The following is a 20428-nucleotide window of genomic DNA, read 5'->3' as shown; positions in this document are numbered from 1 at the left end:
GCGGGGGCTCCGGGGCTTCCCCATGCGCGCCGTACGGTTCAAGATGAGTTCATCTAGCGAACCCAGGAGTGGTGATGACCTCGACCGTCCACAGGACCTGCCCCCTGTGCGAAGCAGTCTGCGGGCTGACGCTGACCCTCGACGGCGGCGGGCACGTGACGAGTGTGCGCGGGGACAAGGACGACCCGTTCAGCAAGGGCTTCATCTGCCCCAAGGGCGCGAGCCTGGGCAAGCTCGACGAGGACCCCGACCGCCTCCGCAAGCCGCTGGTCAGGGAGGGTGCGCTGTGGCGCGAGGTCGGCTGGGACGAGGCGTTCACCGCCGTCAAGCAGGGGCTCGACCAGGTCGTGGAGCGGCACGGCCGGCAGGCGACCGCCGTCTATCTGGGCAACCCGAGCGCGCACACGATGGCGGGAGCGCTGTACGGCGCACCGCTGATCAAGGCGCTGGGCACCCGCAACATCTTCTCCGCCAGCACCGCCGACCAGATGCCCAAGCACGTGGCCAGCGGGCTGATGTTCGGCCACCCGCTCACCATCCCGGTGCCCGACCTGGACCGCACGGATTACCTGCTGATGCTGGGCGCCAACCCGCTGGAGTCCAACGGCTCGCTCTGCACCGCCCCCGACTTCCCCGGCAGGCTCAAGGCGCTGCGCGGGCGAGGCGGCAGGCTGGTCGTGGTGGACCCGCGCCGCACCAGGACCGCGGCCATGGCCGACGAGCACGTGTTCGTCAGGCCGGGCGCGGATGCCTATCTGCTGTTCGGCATCGTGCACACGCTGTTCGCGGAGGATCTGACACGAGTCTCCCAGGAGGTCAACGGGCTGGCCGAGGTACGCGAGGCGGCCAAGCACTTCCCGCCTGACGTGGTGGCCCGCCGCACGGGCGTGCCCGCCGAGGTGATCGTACGGCTGGCGCGCGAGCTCGCGACCGCCAGGACCGCGGCCGTGTACGCCAGGATCGGCACCTGCACGGCCGAGTTCGGCACGCTGGCGCAGTGGCTGGTCGACGTGCTGAACGTGCTCACCGGCAACCTCGACAGGCCCGGCGGGGCCATGTTCCCCAAGCCCGCCACCGAGTCCGCCGGCCGGCGCAGGCCGTACACGGTGGGGCGGTGGAAGAGCCGGGTGCGAGGGCTGCCGGAGGCGAACGGCGAGCTGCCCGTGGCCACGCTCGCGGACGAGATCGAGACGCCGGGCGACGGGCAGATCAGGTTCCTGGTGACGGTGGCGGGCAACCCGGTGCTGTCGGCGCCGCACGGCGACCGGCTGGACGAGGCGTTCGGGCAGCTCGACTTCATGGTCAGCGTGGACCCGTACCTGAACGAGACCACCAAGCACGCCAACGTCATCCTGCCTCCGCCGCGGGTGCTGCAGTCGGGTCACTACGACTTCGCGCTGCTCGGGTTCGCGGTGCGCAACTACACGCGCTACTCGCCGCCGCTGCTGCCGCTGGACGGGCAGCAGTCCGAGGCGCAGATCCTCGCCAGGCTGACCATGATCGCCTCCGGGCTGGAGGGCGATCTGGACGAGTTCGTGATCGGCCAGGTGCTCGCCAAGGCCGTGGACACGCCCGGCTCCGGCGTCGAGGGGCGCGAGGTGGCCGAGCTGCGCGCCCTGCTCGACGGCCGCACGGGTGCCGAGCTGCGGCTCGACCTCATGCTCAAGCTCGGCCCCTACGGCGAGTGGGCCGGCAAGGGCGACCTGTCGCTGCGCAAGCTGCTCGACAACCCGCACGGCATCGACCTCGGGCCGCTGGAGCCGCGGCTGCCGGAGGTGCTGAGGACCGCCTCCGGGATGATCGAGCTGGCGCCCCCGCAGCTCATCGAGGACGTGGAACGGTTGCGCGGCAAGCTGGAGGAGGAGCCGCCGGAGATCGTCCTGATCGGGCGGCGCCACCTGCGCTCCAACAACAGCTGGATGCACAACGTGGGCCCCCTGGTCGGCGGCAGCAACACCTGCACGCTGCAGATCAACCCGGCCGACGTGGCCAGGCTCGGGCTGGGCGGCGAGGCCGTCGTCCGCTCGGCCAAGGGGCAGGTCACGGTGCCGCTGGAGCCGACCGACACGATCATGCCGGGCGTGGTAAGCCTGCCGCACGGCTGGGGGCACGCGGGCAGCTCCCAGACGGTGGCGGCCGAGCACGCGGGGGTCAGCGCCAACGCGCTCACCGACGAGACGGCCATCGACGTTCCGTCTGGTAACGCCGTGTTCAACGGAGTTCCGGTGAGTATTTTGCCAACCGGTATGATCACCGCACATTAGGGTGTCGCGCGTGACTATCGCGCCAGAAGAGGACCGCCTGTCCGCCCAGCTCGCCTTCGCCGTAGAGATCGACAAGTTGAAGCGGATCATCCGCCGCAACCTGCTGATGGACGGCTCGCGCCGGGAGAACGACGCAGAGCACTCCTGGTACGCGGCCACGCTAGCCATGGTCCTGGGCGAGCACGCGCCGCCCGGGACCGACATCCAGCACGTGACCGCCATGCTGCTCGTGCACGATCTGGTCGAGATCGACGCCGGCGACACCTTCATCTACGACGCGGTCGCGGTGGCCGCGCAGGCGGCGGCCGAGCGGGCCGCCGCCGACCGGATCTTCGCGTTACTCCCCGCGGACCAGGCCGTGCGGCTGCGGGAGCTGTGGGACGAGTTCGAGGCCCGCGAGACACAGGAGGCGAGGTTCGCCAAGGCGATCGACCGGTTCGCGCCGATCCTGGCCAACCACCACACCGAGGGCGGCACGTGGCCGTTGTTCAAGGTCACGGCGGCGCAGGTCAAGGAGAAGGTACAGATCATCGAGGACGGCTCGCCGTCGCTGGGCGCCTACGCCCGCGAACTGGTCGAGCTCTCCGTGGCGAGGGGACACCTGTCCGAGTGACCCACGTATCGCTGGGGTAGGGGACTTGTCGTGAAAGAGACAGTACGGGCGAGACGTCGGCAGTTGCGGCGTTTCGTGGGGCCGGTCGAGCTGACCGACCGGCTCGAAAGGTCCAAGTCCATGGACAGGCCGATCATGGGGCTGGCCAAGGCCGTACGCGCGCGCATCCGCCCCGGCCTGCTGCGGGACGTGCTGCACGGCGTGCCGACCGGCAAACCCCTGCACCCGCCGCTGGCCGCGGTCACCCTCGGCTGCTGGATGTCCACCGCCCTGCTCGACCTTGTCAAAGCCGATCCCCGGGCCGCCAGGCTGCTGCTGGCCACCGGGATCGCGACGTCTCTCCCCACCGCCGCCGCGGGGCTGACCGACTGGTCGTCGCTGCACCGCGAGCAGCAACGCGTGGGCTTCGTCCACATGCTGGCGAACGTGGCCGCGCTCGGCGTGTTCTCGGCTTCGCTGCTGGCCCGGGTGCAGGGGCGCGAGCGCGCCGGCCGGATGCTCTCCTACGCCGGGCTCGGCCTCGGCGGCCTGGGCGGTTATCTGGGCGGTCACCTGGCCTACCGGCTGGCCGCCGGGGCCAACCACGCCCCGCAGGTCTCCCACCTGGTGCCGCTCGGCTGGCACGACCTGTGCCTGTACAAGGACCTGCCGGAGGGCAGGCCGGTCTCGCGGCGGCTGGGCTATCTCCAGCTGTTCGTGCTGCGTCACAACGAGGGCGTGACCGTGCTGGTCGACCGGTGCCCGCATCTGGCGGGGCCGCTCCACCAGGGCAGGCTCGTCATGGACAACGGCGAGGCGTGCGTGGTGTGCCCGTGGCACGGCAGCACGTTCAGGCTGGAGGACGGCTCGGTGAAGCACGGGCCCGCCACCGCTCCCGCACCCACCTTCGAGACCCGGATCCGGCGCGACGGCACGATCCAGGTGCGGCCGGGCTTGACCTGAACTTTGGTTGAGGTCCTACGGTCGCCCCATGAGCAGAATTCTCGTAACCGGCGCGACCGGCAACGTCGGCAGGCATGTGGTCACCCGGCTCGCCGAGGCGGGCCTGCGCGTCCGCGCCCTGGTACGCGACCCCGCCCGGGCCAGGCTGCCGGAGGGCGTGGAGGTGGTCCGGGGTGACCTCACCGCGCCCGAGACGCTCGCGCCGGCCCTGGACGACGTGGAGATCGTGTTCCTGGTCTGGCCGGGCTTCGCGGCGAAGACCGCGCAGCCGGTGATCGATCTGATCGCCGCCCACGCCCGGCGGATCGTCTACCTGTCGGCCCACGTCTCCGACACCGACGAGCCGGTGACCTTTCACCAGGAGCTCGAACGGTCGATCCGCCACTCCGGGCTGAACTGGACGTTCCTGCGGCCGGGCGGCTTCGCGGCCAACACCCTGGGCTGGGCCGACCAGATCCGGGAGGGCGTCGTACGGTGGCCGTACGGCAGGGCCTCCAGGGCGTTGATCCACGAGCGGGACATCGCGGCCGTGGCCGTGCACGTGCTGACCTCGGCCGGGCACGGCGGGGCGGCGTACGCGCTGAGCGGGCCGGAGCGGCTCACGCAGGCTGAGCAGGTGGCCGTCATCGGCGAGGTGATCGGACGCGAGGTGCGCTGGGAGGACCAGCCACCGCAGGAGGCGCGCGAGCGGTTGCTGGCGGCCTGGGGGGACGCCACGTTCGTGGACGGGGCGCTGGCGGCGTGGTCGACCTTCGTGGACACGCCCGAGGAGGTCACCGACACGGTGGAGAAGCTGCTCGGCAGGCCGGCGCTGACCTTCCGCCAGTGGGCGGAGGACCACGAGACCGACTTCCGCTGACGCCCCCCGCTTGGGAGCGGCCCCCGGGGGGCGAGACGTCATTTCTCGTCGGCCGGATGCTCCACCAGGGCGAGGATGCGGCTCGACATGAACCGCGCGGTGCGGATGGCCGTGCCGCTGCGAGTGACCTCGCTCACTTCGACCAGCCCCCGTCGCGTGGCCACCTCGACCCGGCGGCCCGCGCGGGTGGCGACGACTTCGTAGGTGCGCGGGGTGCCGCCCGCATCGATGACGATCTCCACCCGATCACCCTTCATGTACGGATTTATACCCACAAAGCCTGGAATTTATCCGTACACCAGTTTGATAATCGCCACGATTCCGACGCAGACGATGACGCCCCGCAGCACCGGGGCAGGAATGCGACGGCCGATCTTGGCGCCCAGGAAGCCGCCCAGCGTCGCCCCCAGCGCCACCGCGAGCACCGCCCACCAGTCGACCTCGGCGATCACCAGGAAAAGGGCGGCCGCGGTCGCGTTGACGATCAGGGACAGGACGTTCTTGGCCGCGTTCACCCGCTGCAGCCCGTCGTCCAGGAAGGCGCCGATCAGGCCGATGAGCAGCACGCCCTGGGCGGCGCCGAAATACCCGCCGTAGACCCCCGCCCCGAACACCCCCAGCCACAAGGCCGCACCACCGTGCGGGTGGGCGTGCTCCCGCCGGGCCGACAGCCAGGCGTTCAGCTTGGGCTGGACCAGGACCAGCACGCACGCCAGGCCGATGAGCACCGGCACGACCACCTGGAAGACGTCCGGGTCGAGGTAGAGCAGGAGGATCCCGCCGATCAGCGCCCCCAGCGCCGAGCCCATCCCCAGCCGCACCAGCCGGTCACGCTGCCCCCGCAGCTCGGCGCGGTAACCGTAGGCGCCCGCGAACGAGCCGGGCACCAGGCCGATGTTGTTGGAGACGTTCGCCACGACGGGGTCGACGCCGACGGCCACCAAGGTCGGGAAGGTGATCAGCGACCCCGACCCGACGACCGCGTTGATCGCCCCGGCCGCCACCCCCGCCGCCCACACGGCCAGCGCCTCCCAGACCGTCACCCTGCCCCCTTCGCGTCCCCTGATGGTGCTAGCCGAGCCTAGAGGTGGCGTGTCCAGTGCCCATGCAGGGGTGTCGCCTTCCTCCTGCCGGCCTGGCCCGGGAGGGGGAAGGCGTCAGAGGCGGTGCTGGAGGTCAGGAAGCCGGTGGGTCCTGAGGGCTCTGGGGCTTCTGGGGGGTGAAGAGGCCGCCGAGGCCCTCCAGGACCTTGCCCATCTCCGAGGGGATGATCCAGATCTTGTTGGCGTCGCCCTTGGCGATCTCCGGCAGTATCTGGAGATACTGGTAGGCGAGCAGGTGCTGGTCGGGGTTGCCCTCGTGGATGGCCTTGAAGACCATGCCGATCGCGTCCGCCTGCCCCTTGGCCCGCATGGCCTCGGCCTCGGCCCCGGCCTGCGCGCGGAGGACGGCGGCTTCGGCGTCGCCCCGGGCACGTAAGACCGCCGCCCGCTGCTCACCCTCGGCCGCCAGGATCGCCGCCTGGCGCTGGCCTTCGGCGGTGAGGACGGCGGCTCGCTTGTCCCGGTCGGCGCGCATCTGCTTCTCCATCGAGTCCTGGAGGGAGGCGGGCGGGTCGATGGCCTTGAGCTCCACCCGGTTGACGCGGATGCCCCATTTGCCGGTGGCCTCGTCCAGAGAGCCCCGCAGCTCGGTGTTGATCTCCTCGCGGGAGGTGAGCGTACGCTCCAGGTCCATGCCGCCGACGACGTTGCGCAGCGTCGTGACGGTGAGCTGCTCGACGCCGATGAGGAAGTTGGCGATCTCGTAGGTGGCGGCCTTGGGGTTGGTGACCTGGAAGTAGATGACGGTGTCGATGGACACGACCAGGTTGTCCGAGGTGATCACGGGCTGCGGCGGAAAGGAGACGACCTGCTCGCGCAGGTCGATCATGTCCTTGATCCGGTCGATGAACGGGACCACCAGGTTGAGCCCGGGAGCGAGGGTGCGGTGATAGCGGCCGAGCCGCTCGACGATGGCGGCCGTGGCCTGCGGGATGATGCGGACAGTCCGCGCCACGCCGAAGCCGACCGCCGCGACCACGACGATGGCGACGATGAGCTGTTCCACGGTCATGGCGACGCTCCGAAGTGGAATGATCCGGCTTCGGTGAATGATATTTGGTTTGGGCGTGGAGTGGCTGTTATCAGGCGATCTAGTACGGTCTGGCGTACCAACGGCCTTCGGCACTGCGGTCCAGTGTGAGCGGCACCCCGAACGTCTGCGAAAGGCTGTCAGCCGTCATCACGTGCTCGATCGGCCCCTGAGCGACGACAGAGCCGTGCCGCAACAGCAGGGCGTGGCTGAACCCGCTCGGCACCTCCTCCACGTGGTGCGTCACCAGGACCAGCGCCGGCGAGCGGTAGTCGTTGGCCAGCACCGACAGCCGGCGCACCAGATCCTCGCGCCCGCCCACGTCGAGCCCTGCCGCGGGCTCGTCGAGCAGCAGCACCTCGGGATCGGGCATGAGCGCCCTGGCGATCTGCACCCGCTTGCGCTCGCCCTCCGACAGCGAGCCGAACCGCCGCCGGATCAGATGCGCGGCGCCCATCATGTCGATCAACTCGACCGCACGGGTCACGTCGTTGGAGTCGTACTCCTCCGTCCACCGGCCCAGCAGCGCGTAGGAGGCGGTCAGCACCAGGTCGATGACCTTCTCGTCCGCCGGGATGCGCTCGGCCAGCGCGGAGCTGGCCAGCCCGATGCGCGGCCGCAGGTCGAACACGTCGGCCTGCCCCACCTGCTCCCCGAGCACCTCGACGATCCCGTCACTCGCGAACAGCATCGTGGCCGCCAACTGCAGCAACGTCGTCTTGCCCGCTCCGTTGGGGCCGAGGACGACCCAGCGCTCGTCCTCGTTGACCGTCCAGTCGATGCCACGAAGCAGGGTCGCCCCATCGCGCCTGAAGGCGACATCCTGGAACCGCAGCACCTGACCACCCATTCCCCGATCCCTCCTTTAGGAGTAACCCTCGGGACAAACCTATTGCAGGGCGAGCGCATATCGTGGATCGGTGCGCCCTGAATCGCCTGTCTGTCCTGCGCTCGTCGCCTGGGGCAACGCCTGGCTAGCCGGTCACGTCGGTCTCGACGAGGCGGCTGACCACGTCGAAGCCGTTGCCGGACCCACCATCGTGGGCCAGGTGCCGTTGCGTAAATACCTCGCCAACCTGCGCGTCGACCGGCTACGCGAGTTCCGGCTCGCGCTCCCGGCGCCCGGTGACCCGCTGGGGCTCTCCGGGCCTCCGGAGTTCAACTCCGCCGCGGTCGACGCCGAGCAGGCCGCCATCGCCGTGCTGCCCGACAGATGCCTCGGGCTGGTCCCCTCGCTGGATCTGCGGGGCTCGTCGTACGTCGGCGTACGGCTGGACGTGCACGAGACGGGCCCCGTACGGCAGGACCTGCCTTCGGTGGCCGAGGCGGAGCGGGACCTGTCGGAGGCGATGCGGTCGGCGACGGACGCGCTGACGTCCGTGGACGGCCCACCGCGAAACCGCCCGGACGACCTCGCGCACGGCGGGGAGCTCGCGCCCGGCTATCCCGCCCGGGCCCACCGGGTCTCCGCCCTGGCCACCCGGCTGGGCGCGGTGCTGCGGCTGGCCGACGAGCGAGGGCTCACCTCGGGGCAGATCGCCACCCGCGGCGCCGTCCTGCGCGATCTTGACCGCGCCGTGCGGCGGGCCGTCGTGGCGGCCCACCACGCGATCTTCGAGCCGCTCAGAAACCAGTAGGCCGATCAGCCCAGGCCGTGCCGGACGGCGTAGAGGGCGGCCTGGGTCCGGTCCTGCACTCCCAGCTTCATCAGCACGTTGGACACGTGCGTCTTGACCGTCTTCTCGGCGACGGCCAGAGCCCTGGCGATCTCCCGGTTGGAGCGGCCCGCCGCGATCAGCGCGAGCACCTCACGCTCACGATCGGTCAGCGGCATGGGTACCTGCCCGCCCGCGCCGTTGCCGTCGCCCGCCATCATCGCCTCCGCCGCCTCAGGGGCGAGCAGCACCTGCCCCCCGTGGACGGCCCGTACGGCCTGCACCAGCGCGGACGGATCCACGTCCTTGTACAGGAAGCCGGACGCGCCGGCCCGCATCGCCGGCCCCACGTCCGACCGGTCGCTCACCGAGGTGAGCACGACCACGCGGGTGGCCGAGCCGGCCAGCCGGCCGAGCGCGCCGAGGCCGTCGAGCACCGGCATCTTGAGGTCGAGCAGCAGCACGTCGGGCGCGAGTCGCTCGACCAGCTCGACGGCCTGTGCGCCGTCGCCCGCCTCGCCCACGACCGTGATGTCGTCCTGCAGGTCGAGGAAGGTGCGCAGACCGTGGCGCACCACCGGATGGTCGTCGGCGATCAGCACCCGGATCACACGCCCACCTCCACGCGCACCGTCGTCCCCTGGCTCAGCGCCGAGGTCACGGTCATGACCCCGCCCACGGACTCCGCCCTGTCCTTCATCGACACCAGCCCAAGTCCACGCGATCCGCCCTGCTCGAAGCCCGTGCCGTCGTCCTGGACGGACAGCGACAGCTTGCCACCCTCGTACGCCAGCCGCACCGACACCCGGCCCGCGCCGGAGTGCCGCAGCGCGTTGTGCAGCGACTCCTGGGCCACTCTCAGCACCGCCACCTCGACAGCCGAGTCCATCGCCGGCAGCTCGCCGGCCTCGAAGGTGAAGACCGAGGAGTGCAGGCGGTCGAGCATGCGCACATGCTTGCGCAGGGTCTCGGCCAGGCCGTGCCGGTCCAGCTCGGCGGGCCGCAGCTCGACGATCACCGCGCGCAGCTCGGTCAGCGCCTCACCGGCGAGGCGCTGCACCCGCTCCAGCTCGACGGCCGCCCTGTCCGGGGCGCTTTCGAGCATGGTCGCGGCGGCCTGCGCGGTCAGCCGGAGCGAGAAGAGCTTCTGGGTGACGGCGTCGTGCAGCTCCCGGGCCACCCGGTTGCGCTCTTCGAGCATGGCCAGCTCGCGGCCTCGCTCGTACAGCCTGGCGTTGGCCAGCGCGATGGCGGCGTGCGCGGCGAAGAGCGTCAGCAGGTCCTGGTCCGCCTCGGTGAAGCCGCCGGGCGTGCGCTTGTTGGCCAGGAAGATGATGCCGAGCACCTGGCCGCCGTCGAGGATCGGGACGCCGAGGAAGTCCTTCATCACCGGGTGCGCCTTCGGCCACCACTCGAACCTCGGGTCCTCGCGCAGGTCGGCCAGCCTGATCGGGGCCGCCTCGCAGAGCATCGCGCCGAGCATGCCATGCTGGCGTGGCAGCGGGCCGATCGCGTCCCACTGCTTGTCGGTGATCCCCTCGGCGACGAACTCGGCGAACGAGCCGTCGTCGTCGGGCACGCCCAGCGCGGCGTAGCGGGCGTCCAGCAGCCGCTGAGCCGAGCGGACGATGACCTGCAGCACCTCGCGCACAGAAAGGTGCCGGGTGACCGCGAGGACGGCGGAGCTCACCGCCTGCAGGATCTCGTCGCGTTCGGCCGTCACGGCACCCACTCTATGGTCCTAGGACGATGTGCCCAGGCCCGGCCGGACCTTCCGCCCGATGCGCCCGCGGCGGCGCGTTTCTACCGTCACGGGTATGACGAGAACCGCACTCATCACCGGCGCCTCCCGCGGACTCGGCCTCGCTCTGGCCAGGTCGCTCGCGGAGGCAGGCTGGGACCTCGTGCTCACCGCCCGCGGGGCGGACGACCTGGAGCGGGCCACGGCCGGGCTGGACGCCACGGCGATCCCCGGCGACGTGACCGACCCCGGACACCTGGCGCGGCTCTCGCGCGCCGTCCCCGAACTGGACCTGCTGGTCAACAACGCGAGCGGGCTCGGCGTGACCCCGCTGCCGCCGCTGGCCGGCTACCCGCTGGAGGTCTTCAGAGACCTGCTGGAGACCAACGTGACCGCGCCTCTGGCGCTCGTGCAGGCCACGCTGCCCGCGCTGCGCGCCCGCCGCGGCGCCGTCGTGAACATCACCTCCGACGCCGCGACCGGTGCCTACGAGGGCTGGGGAGCGTACGGCGCCACCAAGGCCGCGCTCGAGCAGCTGTCGAACGTGCTGTCGGCCGAGGAGCCCGAGCTCGCCGTCTGGTGGGTCGACCCCGGCGAGATGAACACCCGCATGCTGGCCGACGCGATCGGCGAGCAGGAGGCCGCCGAGGCCACCGACCCGGCCAAGGTCGCCGCCGCGCTGCACGACCTGGTGCGCTCCAGGCCCGCCAGCGGCCGGGTGAGCCTGCAATGACCGCGGCACTCGACTTCGCGCTGCCGCCCGCGCTGTCGGCGCACGAGCCGCCCGAGGCCAGAGGTCTGGCCCGGGACGGGGTCCGCATGCTGGTGTCCAGGGGCGAGCGGGAACCGGCCCATCACCACTTCACCGACCTGCCCCGCCTGCTCACCGCCGGAGACCTGGTCGTGGTCAACAACTCGGCGACGCTGCCCGCCGCCGTCCGGCTGGACCGGCTCGCGGTGCACTTCTCCACCGCGCGGGAGGACGGCACGTGGCTGGTCGAACTGCGCCGCCGTACGCCTGCCGCGAGCGATCCGTACGGCGGCGGCGAGCCGGGCGAGTGGCTGCCGATGCCGGGACGGGCGACGCTGCGGCTGCTCGGGCGGGAGACGCCGCGGCTGTGGCGGGCCAGGCTGGACCGGGACGTGGAGGCGTACCTGCGCGAGCACGGGGTGCCGATCCGCTACTCCTACGTGGACCGGGACTGGCCGATCGACACCTACCAGACCGTGTTCGCCACCGTGCCGGGGAGCGCCGAGATGCCCAGCGCGGGGCGGCCGTTCTCCGCGGAGCTGGTGACGGCTCTGGTGGCCGCCGGCATCGGGATCGCGCCGATCACGCTGCACACGGGGGTGGCCTCGCCGGAGAAGGACGAGCCGCCCTACGCGGAGCGGTACGAGGTGCCCGAGGCCACGGCCCGCCAGGTCAACCTGGCCAGGCGGAGCGGCGCCAGAGTGGTGGCCGCGGGCACGACCGTGGTGCGGGCGCTGGAGACGGCCGTCACCGCGGACGGCCAGGTGGCGGCGTCGGCGGGCTGGACCTCCCGGATCATCACCCCCGAGTCCGGCGTGCGGGCGGTCACCGGGCTGATCACCGGGCTGCACGAGCCGCGCTCCAGCCATCTGCGCATGCTGAGCGCGATCGCCGGGCACCGGACGCTCCGCCTGGCCTACGAGGCGGCCGTTCGGGAGGGCTATCTGTGGCACGAATTCGGCGACACGCACCTGATCATGGACGAATAACTCCCCTCGATCCCCTGTCCGAATCCCGAACCTGCTACGCGAGCATCCGAGTGGGCGCAGTACCGTGGCTGAATGTGGACCAGCGCACCCTCCTGATCACTCTTACCGGCCCTGATCGACCGGGCGTCACCTCCCGTCTGTTCTCCGTCCTGTCCGGCTTCCCCGTGACGGTGGCCGACATCGAGCAGGTCGTCATCCGCGGCAGGCTCACCCTCGGCGTCCTCGTCGCCTACGCCGGCGGGCCTTCCACCGGCACCGGCACCACGCTCGGCGCCATGTGGACCGCCGTCGAGCGGGTCGCCGAAGACCTCGGCATGGAGGTGGAGCTCTCCACCGGTTCCCAGGCCAAGGAGCACCGCCGGCGGGGCCGCCTGTCGGTGAGCGTCCTCGGCGCCACCCTCCAGCCGGCGGCCATCGCCGGCATCGCCGGGCGGATCGCCGCCGCCGGCGCCAACATCGACCGCATCGAACGCCTCGCCCAGTGGCCGGTCACCTGCATCGAGCTGTCGGTCTCGGGCGCCAACCCCGACCAGCTCCGAATCGAGCTGGCCGCCGAGGCCGCCGAGCAGAAGGTCGACGTGGCGGTGCAGCGGACCGGCCTGTCGCGGCGGGCCAAGCGGCTCATCGTGATGGACGTCGACTCCACCCTCATCCAGGGCGAGGTCATCGAGCTGCTGGCGGCCCACGCGGGCTGCCTCGCGGAGGTCGCCCGGGTCACCGAGGAGGCCATGCGCGGCGAGCTCGACTTCGCCGAATCGCTCCGCCGCCGCGTCGCCCTCCTCGAAGGGCTGCCCGCCGAGGTCTTCGAGGAGGTGCGCAAGGAGGTGGTGCTCACTCCCGGCGCCCGCACGCTGGTGCGCACGCTCAAGCGGCTCGACTTCCGCTTCGCGATCGTCAGCGGCGGCTTCACCCAGATCACCGACGCCCTGGTCGACGACCTGGGCATCGACTACTCCGCCGCGAACGTGCTGGAGGTCGTCGACGGCAGGCTGACCGGCCGGGTGGTGGGCGAGATCGTCGACAGGCCGGGCAAGGCCAGGGCACTGGAGAGGTTCGCGCACGAGGCCGGGCTGCCGATCAGCCAGACCGTGGCGATCGGCGACGGCGCCAACGACCTCGACATGATCGCCGCCGCCGGTCTCGGCATCGCGTTCAACGCCAAGCCCGTCGTCAGGCAGGCCGCCGACACCGCCGTCAACACCCCTTACCTCGACTCGATCCTCTACCTGCTGGGCATCTCCCGGGACGAGGTGGAGGCCGCCGACGCCGAGGACGCCATGACGATCCGCTGAGGTCAGTGCTCCTTGGGATTCCAGAGGGTGACCAGGCTGCCGCCTCCCGGCCAGAGATCCGCCCAGTCGGACTCCGTCCGGATCACCGCGAACGCACCCGGCGGGAAGCCGTAGTCGCCCCCGGCCAGCATCTGGGCCAGCTCCAGCACGCCCGGATTGTGACCGCACAGCACAATGGTCCGCCGCTCCGGCTCGGCCTGCCGCACCAGCTCCAGGAGCTCCTCGCCGAAGCCCTGATAGATGAGACGCTCGTAGTCGATCTCGACGCCGGGCAGGGCGAGCTGGGCGGTCCGTTTGGTGCGCTGCGCCGGTGAGCACAGCACCAGGTCGGGATCCAGCCCCAGGCCGATGATCTCCTCGCCGGCCCGCTTGGCGTCCCGCTCGCCGCGGTCGGTCAGCTTGCGGTCGCGGTCGGGCACGCCGGGCTGCTGGGCGGCCTTGGCGTGCCGGAGCACGATCAGTGTGCGCACCTCGGTCATCCTCTCGACGCCCAGATCGCGAGCCCGACGAGCACCGCCAGGACGGCCAGCATCGCGAGCAGGATGATGGCCAGCGTCTTTCCACCGGAGGGCGGCTTGTCTTCCATCCGCCCAGTTTCCCACCGCCACCGCCCGCCCGGCGAACACCCCCGGGACGCCACGACGCCCGCTCCCGTCGTGCGTGGAGCGGGCGTCGCGGAGCGGGTCAGGAGGCCACTGGCTCCGTCTCCCGGTCGTTGTCGTTGTTGATCGGCTCGGGCGTGGCCGAGCGGCGCTTGGAGATGATGATCGCGCCGACGACCACTCCGACCGCGACCACCGTGATGCCGATGCGCACCGCCGGGTTGCTCGCGTACAGGACCACCGAGGGAGCCACCAGGAGCGCGACCAGGTTCATCACCTTGATCAGCGGGTTGATGGCCGGGCCCGCGGTGTCCTTGAAGGGGTCGCCGACCGTGTCGCCGATGACCGTGGCAGCGTGGGCCTCCGAGCCCTTGCCGCCGTGGTGGCCGTCCTCGACCAGCTTCTTGGCGTTGTCCCAGGCTCCACCGGAGTTGGACAGGAAGACGGCCATCAGGGTGCCGCACGCGATGGCGCCCGCCAGGAACGCGCCCAGCGGCGCGTAGCCGAGCGCGAACCCGACCGCGATCGGCGTCATGACCGCCAGCAGACCGGGTGTGGCCAGCTCTCGGAGCGAGTCCTTGGTGCAGATGTCGACCACGCGGCCGTAGTCCGGCTTGACGGTGCCGTCCATGATGCCGGGGTTGCTACGGAACTGGTCGCGTACCTCGAAAACCACCCGCATCGCGGCCCGTCCGACCGCCGAGATGGCGAGGCCGGAGAAGAGGAACACCACCGACGCGCCGATGATCAGGCCGACCAGCACGTTGGGCGCGTCCACGCTGAGGCTGAAGACCGTCCCCTGCGCGAGCTCGCTCTCCACCGCGGTCCTGAAGGCGCCGAACAGCGCCGTCGCCGCGAGCACCGCGGTGGCGATCGCGATGCCCTTGGTGATGGCCTTGGTCGTGTTGCCGACCGCGTCGAGGCTGGTGAGGACGCGAGCGCCCTCGCCCTCGACGTCGCCCGACATCTCGGCGATGCCCTGCGCGTTGTCGGAGACGGGTCCGAAGGTGTCCATCGAGACGATGACGCCGACGGTCGTCAGCAGACCGGTGCCGGCCAGGGCGACCGCGAACAGCGCGACCGTCACGTTGCCGAATCCGAGCAGGAACGCGCCGTAGACGGCGCCGCCGATGATCAGCGCCGAATAGACGGCCGACTCAAGGCCGACGCTGATGCCGGCCAGGATGACGGTCGCGGCGCCGGTCCGGGAGCTCTCACCGATCTCGCGCACCGGGCGCCTGGTGGTCTCGGTGAAGTAGCCGGTCAGCAGCTGGATGGCGCTGGCCAGGACCAGACCGATGAGGACCGCGCCGATCGCGATGATGCGCGGGTCGGCGTCAGACTGCACGGACGCGCCGGACAGGCCGCTGAAGCTGTCGGGCAGGTACCAGAACGCCGCCACTGCCACCAGGACCGCGGAGATCGCGGCCGAGATGAAGAAGCTGCGGTTGATGGCGGCCATGCCGTTGCGGTCGCCGTCGCGCATGCGGGTGACGAAGATGCCGATGATCGCGGTGAGCACACCGATCATCGGGACGATGAGCGGGAAGATCAGCCCCTGCTCGCCGAAGGCCACCTTGCCCAGGATCAGGCTGGCGACCAGCATGACGGCGTACGACTCGAACAGGTCGGCGGCCATGCCGGCGCAGTCCCCGACGTTGTCGCCCACGTTGTCGGCGATGGTCGCCGCGTTGCGCGGGTCGTCCTCGGGGATGCCCTGCTCGACCTTGCCGACCAGGTCGGCGCCGACGTCGGCGGCCTTGGTGAAGATGCCGCCGCCGACTCGCATGAACATCGCCAGCAGGGCCGCTCCGAAGCCGAAGCCTTCGAGCACACCCGGCGCGTCTCCCTGGTAGATGAAGACGACCACCGCCGCGCCCAGCAGGCCCAGGCCGACGGTGAACATGCCGGCCACGCCACCGGTGCGGAAGGCGATGCGCATGGCGCGCTTCTCGCCGGCCTCACGGGCGGCGGCGGCGACGCGGACGTTGCCGCGCACGGCCAGCCACATGCCTATGAACCCGGTCAGGGCGGAGAACACCGCACCGACCACGAAGAAGATCGAGCGCCCGACGCGTACGTCGGTTTCGCCCGGTAGTAGAAGCAGCAGGAAGGGGATGACGACGACGAAGATCGCCAACGTGCGGAACTGCCGCGTCAGATACGCGGCCGCCCCCTCCTGTACGGCACGGGCGATGTTCTGCATGCGCTCCGTGCCCGGATCGGCGGACAGCACCTCGCGCACCAGGCCGCCGGCGACGGCTAGCGCGATCAGTGCGACCGCGGCGACCACGATCACGATGGTGAGATTGTTTGCACTCAGGGCCAGATTGGACGCTGGCTCCAGTGCCAGCAAGTGCCTAGACATCGTTCTCCTCGGCAAGACCGGTCGTCCTGCCCGGGTGGCGCTGCGATTGTCGGCGGGCGGTGCGGCACCATCCGGGTTATGGGTGCCGCTTCCGGTTGAATCCGCGGTTTCGCCAGATCACCTTGGCCGGTGCCGGGAGTCTACGCAGGGGGTACGCAGATATGAAGGCTCTAAGGGCGGGTAATTGTGCGCCTGTCTAGTAAGCCCCTGACAGTGGGGCGATTTGGGATCTGACAGGCGATATTTCCCGGCGTTTACGGTCATGACTGTGTGAAGAAAAGTCCTGTCCGAAATCGTCGGCGCGTCGCCTCCGGACATGAGAAGACCGGGGCTTCGAAAGATCTTCGAAGTCCCGGTCTCACGACACACGGGCACGTCCGAGGGCGGCGACCGCCACCGGACCGACCGTACGACCACCGCGAACGCCCCTGTGCGGCGCCGAGACGCCGGAGGTGTCCTTAACGGCCTCTGGAACGCTCCCGTACGGCGGCGCGCTCTCTGCGGCTGTCAGAGAACCTACGAGAATCAGCCCGGGTGGCCGTTGGTCGCAGCAGGCCAGCTCATGCGAATGCGCATGCCCTTGGGGCTGGGAAAGACCTCCACGTCGTCGGCCAGGCCCGCGATGACGGCAATGCCGAAACCGGACATGAACGAGTCGGAGAGCATGCCCAGATCAAGGGGTTGCTCCTGCTTGATCTCATCACTGGGCGCCTGGTCACTGACCGTGACTTCGAACCGCCCAGAGTCGTCCTTGAGCTCGATGCGGATGGGCTCGCCCGGACAGTGGACGCGATGCGCCTCTACCGCCCGGGAGCACGCCTCACCCACGGCGAGCCTGACCTCGTCCAGCAGGGACTCCTCCACGCCGGTGCGACGGGCTATCGCCGTGGCCACCAACCGGGCGGTCCGCACATGGGCGGGAAGAGCGCTGAACGTCAGCTCGACGGTAGCCATACTACTTGTCTTTGCCGTGAGCTTCCTTGGCCTCGTCGACCGAAGCGTAGATCCCGAAGACCTTGGTCAGCCCGGTGATCCGGAAGATCTTGAGGATGCGCTCCTGGGTGCACACCAGCTCCAGGGAGCCGTCGTGCGCACGAACCCGCTTGAGCCCACCGACCAGGACCCCAAGGCCCGTCGAGTCCAGGAAGTCCACCTTCTCCATGTTGACGAGCAGGTGGAAGTTACCCTTGTTCACCAGGTCGATGAGGAGCTCACGCAATCTCGGCGCCGTGTAGACATCGATCTCACCTTCGACCTCCACGATGGTGAGTCCGTCTTCGGTGCGGTGATCCAACTTCAGATCCACAGATCCTCCAGCGCCTCGCCTGCGAAAGTACCCTTGCGGGCCTGGCAGTCTGGAGCGGGGCTCCCGACTGTCGGACCCTGACGCGCGGCATTCAACCACGCGTCTGGCTTGTGTCTATACGAAATCACGATTCCCGGCGACTTTGCCCACGGATGCAAGACTGGAAACAGTGACTTCCTCCGCTTCCTCCCCACACCGAACGGGTCCACTCCTCCAACACCTGCTCGGAGTTCCCGCACGTCATGAGCGTGTCACCCATGTGGAGCATGTTCCAGCACGTCAGGCGGGTCAAGCCAGATGGCCGAAATGGACGCCAGAACTCCTGGTTACGCGCTCGGCGAACCGCGGCGTCACAGGGCTGTGGCCGCACCAGTTCGAAGCCGCCGACCTGGCCTATCGTGGCCGAAACGTGATCATTTCCACTGGCACGGCGTCCGGGAAGTCGCTCGCGTACCTCACTCCGGCGGTCGCCTCCTGTCTCGACGGCGGCACCGTTCTCTACCTGACGCCCACCAAGGCCCTGGCCGCCGACCAGCTGCGCGGCATCCGCGACCTGCGCATCACCCAGGTGCGGGCCGCCAGCTTCGACGGTGACACTCCGTTCGAGGAGCGCACCTGGGTCCGCAAGCACGCCAACTACGTCCTGACCAACCCCGACATGCTGCACCGCGGCATCCTCCCCCGGCACGCGCAGTGGTCGGCGTTCTTCCGGCGGCTACGCCTGGTGGTCGTGGACGAGTGCCACGGCTACCGCGGCGTGTTCGGCTCCCACGTCGCCCACATCCTGCGCCGCCTGCGCCGCGTCTGCGCCCGCTACGGCGCGCAGCCCACGTTCCTGCTCGCCTCGGCCACCGCCAGCGAGCCGGGGACGTTCGCCAAACGGCTGACGGGGCTCGAGATGGCCGAGGTGACGACGGACGCCTCACCGAAGGGCTCGACCACCGTCGCGCTGTGGGAGCCGCCCCTGACGGAGTTGCGGGGCGAAGGCGGAGCGCCCGTGCGCCGCACGGCCACCGCGGAGGCGGCGGACCTCCTGGCGGACCTGGTGCTGGCCGACGTCCGCACGCTCGCCTTCGTCCGCTCCCGCCGGGGCGCGGAAACGGTCGCGCTCACCGCCCGCGCCAAACTCGCCGACGTCGCCTTCTCCCTGTCCAACCAGCCCGGTACGGGGTACGCGGCACGTACATCCGGTACGGGCGCCGCAACGGCGAGCACCTTCCCCGAAGCGGACACCTCCGCCGAGAGGGGGACCTTCGCCGAGAGGCACGCCTCCGCCGAGGGAGGGACGCCCGCCGACGGCATGTCGTCGGCGCTTCCGGAAGCCGCCGACCTGCCGGAAAAGGTCGCCGCCTACCGGGCGGGCTACCTGGCCGAGGACCGCCGGCTGCTGGAGAAGGCCCTGCGGTCGGGCACGCTCATGGGCCTGGCCACCACCAACGCCCTGGAGCTGGGCGTGGACGTGTCCGGCCTGGACGCCGTACTGATCGCGGGCTGGCCCGGCACCCGCGCCTCCCTCTGGCAGCAGGCGGGCCGGGCCGGACGCGACGGGCAGGACGCGCTGGCCGTGCTCATCGCCCGGGACGACCCCCTGGACACCTACCTCGTCCATCACCCGCAGGCGCTGTTCGGCCAGCCCGTCGAGGCGATCGTGCTCGACCCCGACAACCCGTACGTGCTCGGCCCCCACCTGTGCGCCGCTGCCGCGGAGATCCCCCTGACCGAGGACGACCTGCCCATCTTCGGCAGCACCGCGGCCGCCGTCCTCGACACCCTCGTCGCCGACGGCCTGCTGCGCCGTCGCCCCGCCGGATGGTTCTGGACCAAGCGCGAGCGCGCCACCGACCTGGCCGACATCCGGGGCGGCGGCGGCGCGCCGATCCAGGTCGTGGAGTCCTCGACCGGCCGCCTCCTGGGCAGCGTCGACGAGCCGTCCGCGCACACCATGGTCCATACGGGCGCCGTCTATCTGCACCAGGGCGAGACGTTCCTGGTGGAGCTGCTCGACCTGGAAGCCGGCGTCGCCCTGGTGTCCAGCGCCGAGCCGGACTACTCCACCTTCGCCCGCGACATCACCGACATCTCCGTCCTGGCCACCCTCCGATCCCACGCCCTGGGCCCCGGCACCCTTCACTTCGGCGAGGTCGAGGTGACCAGGCAGGTGGTCTCCTACCTGAAACGGCGCCTCCAGTCCGGCGAATCGCTCGGCGACGAACCCCTGGACCTGCCGCCACGCACCCTGCGCACCCGCGCCGTCTGGTGGACCCTGCCCGCCTCCGAGGTGGCCACCCTGGCCGAGGAGGGCTTCGACCTCGGCGGCGCCGCGCACGCCGCCGAACACGCCGCCATCGGGCTCCTCCCCCTGTTCGCCACCTGCGACCGCTGGGACATCGGCGGAGTCTCCACCGAACTCCACGCTGACACCGGCCTGCTCACCGTGTTCGTCTACGACGGCCACGAAGGCGGCGCCGGCTTCGCCGAACGCGGCTTCGCCCGCGCCACCGACTGGCTCACGGCCACCCGCCAGGCCATCGCCTCCTGCGAATGCGAGCGCGGCTGCCCGTCCTGCATCCAGTCGCCGAAGTGCGGCAACGGCAACGAGCCCCTGGACAAGCGTGGCGCCCTCCGCCTTCTCGCCACCCTCCTCGACCACTGACCCGCATCACCGGCACGGAGGGATCGGCATAGCCCGACTCCCCGACTCCCCAGCTCCCCAGCCTTCGACTGCCGGCTCCGGGCCCTCGGCCCTCGGCTCCCAGCCCCCGGCCCTCAGCTCTGCCCCCGGTCCCGTTCCTCGGCCCTCAGTTCCAGCCCCCCGACCCCGCCTCTTGGCTCTTGGTTCTCAGCCCTCAGCCCTCAGCGCCCGGCCCCGTCCCTCGGCTCTCAGTTCTCAGCCCGCAGCTCTCAGCCCCCGGC

19 protein-coding genes are annotated in these 20428 nt (G+C 70.7%); 9 read left to right on the top strand and 10 right to left on the bottom strand.

Annotated features, from left to right (window positions below):
• Nucleotides 1–74: 74 nt before the first annotated feature.
• The 4 genes from V5E28_RS31045 to V5E28_RS31030 are packed head-to-tail and all read left to right on the top strand — an operon-like array spanning nucleotide 75 to nucleotide 4678.
• Nucleotides 75–2264, top strand: coding sequence for a molybdopterin-dependent oxidoreductase (locus V5E28_RS31045; RefSeq protein WP_336212173.1), 2190 nt, complete (start codon nucleotides 75–77; stop codon nucleotides 2262–2264).
• A 1-nt stretch (nucleotide 2265) separates the two neighbouring features.
• The gene (locus tag V5E28_RS31040; RefSeq protein WP_336212171.1) at nucleotides 2266–2877 is read left to right on the top strand and encodes an HD domain-containing protein; all 612 of its coding nucleotides are present in this window, start codon (nucleotides 2266–2268) and stop codon (nucleotides 2875–2877) included.
• A gap of 30 nt (nucleotides 2878–2907) precedes the next feature.
• The gene (locus V5E28_RS31035) at nucleotides 2908–3819 is read left to right on the top strand and encodes a Rieske (2Fe-2S) protein (RefSeq protein ID WP_336212169.1); all 912 of its coding nucleotides are present in this window, start codon (nucleotides 2908–2910) and stop codon (nucleotides 3817–3819) included.
• A gap of 28 nt (nucleotides 3820–3847) precedes the next feature.
• Nucleotides 3848–4678 carry an NAD(P)H-binding protein gene (locus tag V5E28_RS31030; RefSeq protein ID WP_336212168.1) on the top strand — a complete coding sequence of 277 codons (831 nt, stop codon included), beginning with the start codon at nucleotides 3848–3850 and terminating at the stop codon, nucleotides 4676–4678.
• 38 nt (nucleotides 4679–4716) lie between these two features.
• On the opposite strand, the gene V5E28_RS31025 is transcribed toward V5E28_RS31030, so the two are convergent.
• The 4 genes from V5E28_RS31025 to V5E28_RS31010 form a co-directional block, all read right to left on the bottom strand.
• Entirely contained in the window at nucleotides 4717–4920 is a 204-nt protein-coding gene (locus tag V5E28_RS31025; protein ID WP_336212166.1) for a hypothetical protein, read from the bottom strand.
• A 45-nt stretch (nucleotides 4921–4965) separates the two neighbouring features.
• Nucleotides 4966–5721: a sulfite exporter TauE/SafE family protein gene (locus tag V5E28_RS31020; protein WP_336212165.1), complete on the bottom strand. Its 756-nt coding sequence runs from the start codon at nucleotides 5719–5721 to the stop codon at nucleotides 4966–4968.
• 133 nt (nucleotides 5722–5854) lie between these two features.
• Nucleotides 5855–6793, bottom strand: coding sequence for an SPFH domain-containing protein (locus V5E28_RS31015; protein WP_336212164.1), 939 nt, complete (start codon nucleotides 6791–6793; stop codon nucleotides 5855–5857).
• Nucleotides 6794–6872: 79 nt separating this feature from the next.
• The gene (locus V5E28_RS31010) at nucleotides 6873–7661 is read right to left on the bottom strand and encodes an ABC transporter ATP-binding protein (protein WP_336212162.1); all 789 of its coding nucleotides are present in this window, start codon (nucleotides 7659–7661) and stop codon (nucleotides 6873–6875) included.
• Nucleotides 7662–7731: 70 nt separating this feature from the next.
• Between V5E28_RS31010 and V5E28_RS31005 the strand changes: the two genes are divergently transcribed.
• The gene (locus V5E28_RS31005; RefSeq protein WP_336212160.1) at nucleotides 7732–8448 is read left to right on the top strand and encodes a hypothetical protein; all 717 of its coding nucleotides are present in this window, start codon (nucleotides 7732–7734) and stop codon (nucleotides 8446–8448) included.
• 5 nt (nucleotides 8449–8453) lie between these two features.
• On the opposite strand, the gene V5E28_RS31000 is transcribed toward V5E28_RS31005, so the two are convergent.
• The gene (locus V5E28_RS31000) at nucleotides 8454–9077 is read right to left on the bottom strand and encodes a response regulator transcription factor (RefSeq protein ID WP_336212158.1); all 624 of its coding nucleotides are present in this window, start codon (nucleotides 9075–9077) and stop codon (nucleotides 8454–8456) included.
• The gene (locus tag V5E28_RS30995; RefSeq protein WP_336212157.1) at nucleotides 9074–10189 is read right to left on the bottom strand and encodes a GAF domain-containing sensor histidine kinase; all 1116 of its coding nucleotides are present in this window, start codon (nucleotides 10187–10189) and stop codon (nucleotides 9074–9076) included. Before V5E28_RS30995 ends, V5E28_RS31000 begins: the two co-directional genes overlap by 4 nt.
• A gap of 94 nt (nucleotides 10190–10283) precedes the next feature.
• Between V5E28_RS30995 and V5E28_RS30990 the strand changes: the two genes are divergently transcribed.
• The 3 genes from V5E28_RS30990 (at nucleotide 10284) to serB (ending at nucleotide 13239) form a co-directional block, all read left to right on the top strand.
• Complete coding sequence (locus V5E28_RS30990; protein ID WP_336212156.1) at nucleotides 10284–10940, top strand: SDR family NAD(P)-dependent oxidoreductase; 657 nt, start codon at nucleotides 10284–10286, stop codon at nucleotides 10938–10940.
• Nucleotides 10937–11947: an S-adenosylmethionine:tRNA ribosyltransferase-isomerase gene (locus V5E28_RS30985; protein ID WP_336212155.1), complete on the top strand. Its 1011-nt coding sequence runs from the start codon at nucleotides 10937–10939 to the stop codon at nucleotides 11945–11947. Before V5E28_RS30990 ends, V5E28_RS30985 begins: the two co-directional genes overlap by 4 nt.
• A 74-nt stretch (nucleotides 11948–12021) precedes the next feature.
• Nucleotides 12022–13239 carry a phosphoserine phosphatase SerB gene (gene serB, locus V5E28_RS30980; RefSeq protein WP_336212153.1) on the top strand — a complete coding sequence of 406 codons (1218 nt, stop codon included), beginning with the start codon at nucleotides 12022–12024 and terminating at the stop codon, nucleotides 13237–13239.
• A 2-nt stretch (nucleotides 13240–13241) separates the two neighbouring features.
• On the opposite strand, the gene V5E28_RS30975 is transcribed toward serB, so the two are convergent.
• The 4 genes from V5E28_RS30975 to V5E28_RS30960 all read right to left on the bottom strand — a co-directional run bounded on the left by V5E28_RS30975 (nucleotide 13242) and on the right by V5E28_RS30960 (nucleotide 17515).
• Entirely contained in the window at nucleotides 13242–13718 is a 477-nt protein-coding gene (locus tag V5E28_RS30975) for a SixA phosphatase family protein (RefSeq protein ID WP_442945892.1), read from the bottom strand.
• A gap of 205 nt (nucleotides 13719–13923) precedes the next feature.
• On the bottom strand, nucleotides 13924–16209 hold the full coding sequence (locus V5E28_RS30970) for a sodium-translocating pyrophosphatase (RefSeq protein WP_336212150.1): 2286 nt from the start codon (nucleotides 16207–16209) through the stop codon (nucleotides 13924–13926).
• A gap of 525 nt (nucleotides 16210–16734) precedes the next feature.
• Complete coding sequence (locus tag V5E28_RS30965) at nucleotides 16735–17163, bottom strand: ATP-binding protein (RefSeq protein WP_336212148.1); 429 nt, start codon at nucleotides 17161–17163, stop codon at nucleotides 16735–16737.
• A 1-nt stretch (nucleotide 17164) separates the two neighbouring features.
• Complete coding sequence (locus V5E28_RS30960; protein ID WP_101786510.1) at nucleotides 17165–17515, bottom strand: STAS domain-containing protein; 351 nt, start codon at nucleotides 17513–17515, stop codon at nucleotides 17165–17167.
• 220 nt (nucleotides 17516–17735) lie between these two features.
• Between V5E28_RS30960 and V5E28_RS30955 the strand changes: the two genes are divergently transcribed.
• On the top strand, nucleotides 17736–20168 hold the full coding sequence (locus tag V5E28_RS30955) for a DEAD/DEAH box helicase (RefSeq protein WP_442945894.1): 2433 nt from the start codon (nucleotides 17736–17738) through the stop codon (nucleotides 20166–20168).
• Nucleotides 20169–20428 lie beyond the last annotated feature (260 nt).

This window comes from Nonomuraea sp. LPB2021202275-12-8 (genome assembly GCF_037044575.1).
Lineage (GTDB): Bacteria > Actinomycetota > Actinomycetes > Streptosporangiales > Streptosporangiaceae > Nonomuraea.
This window is presented reverse-complemented; position numbering and strand designations above follow the sequence as displayed.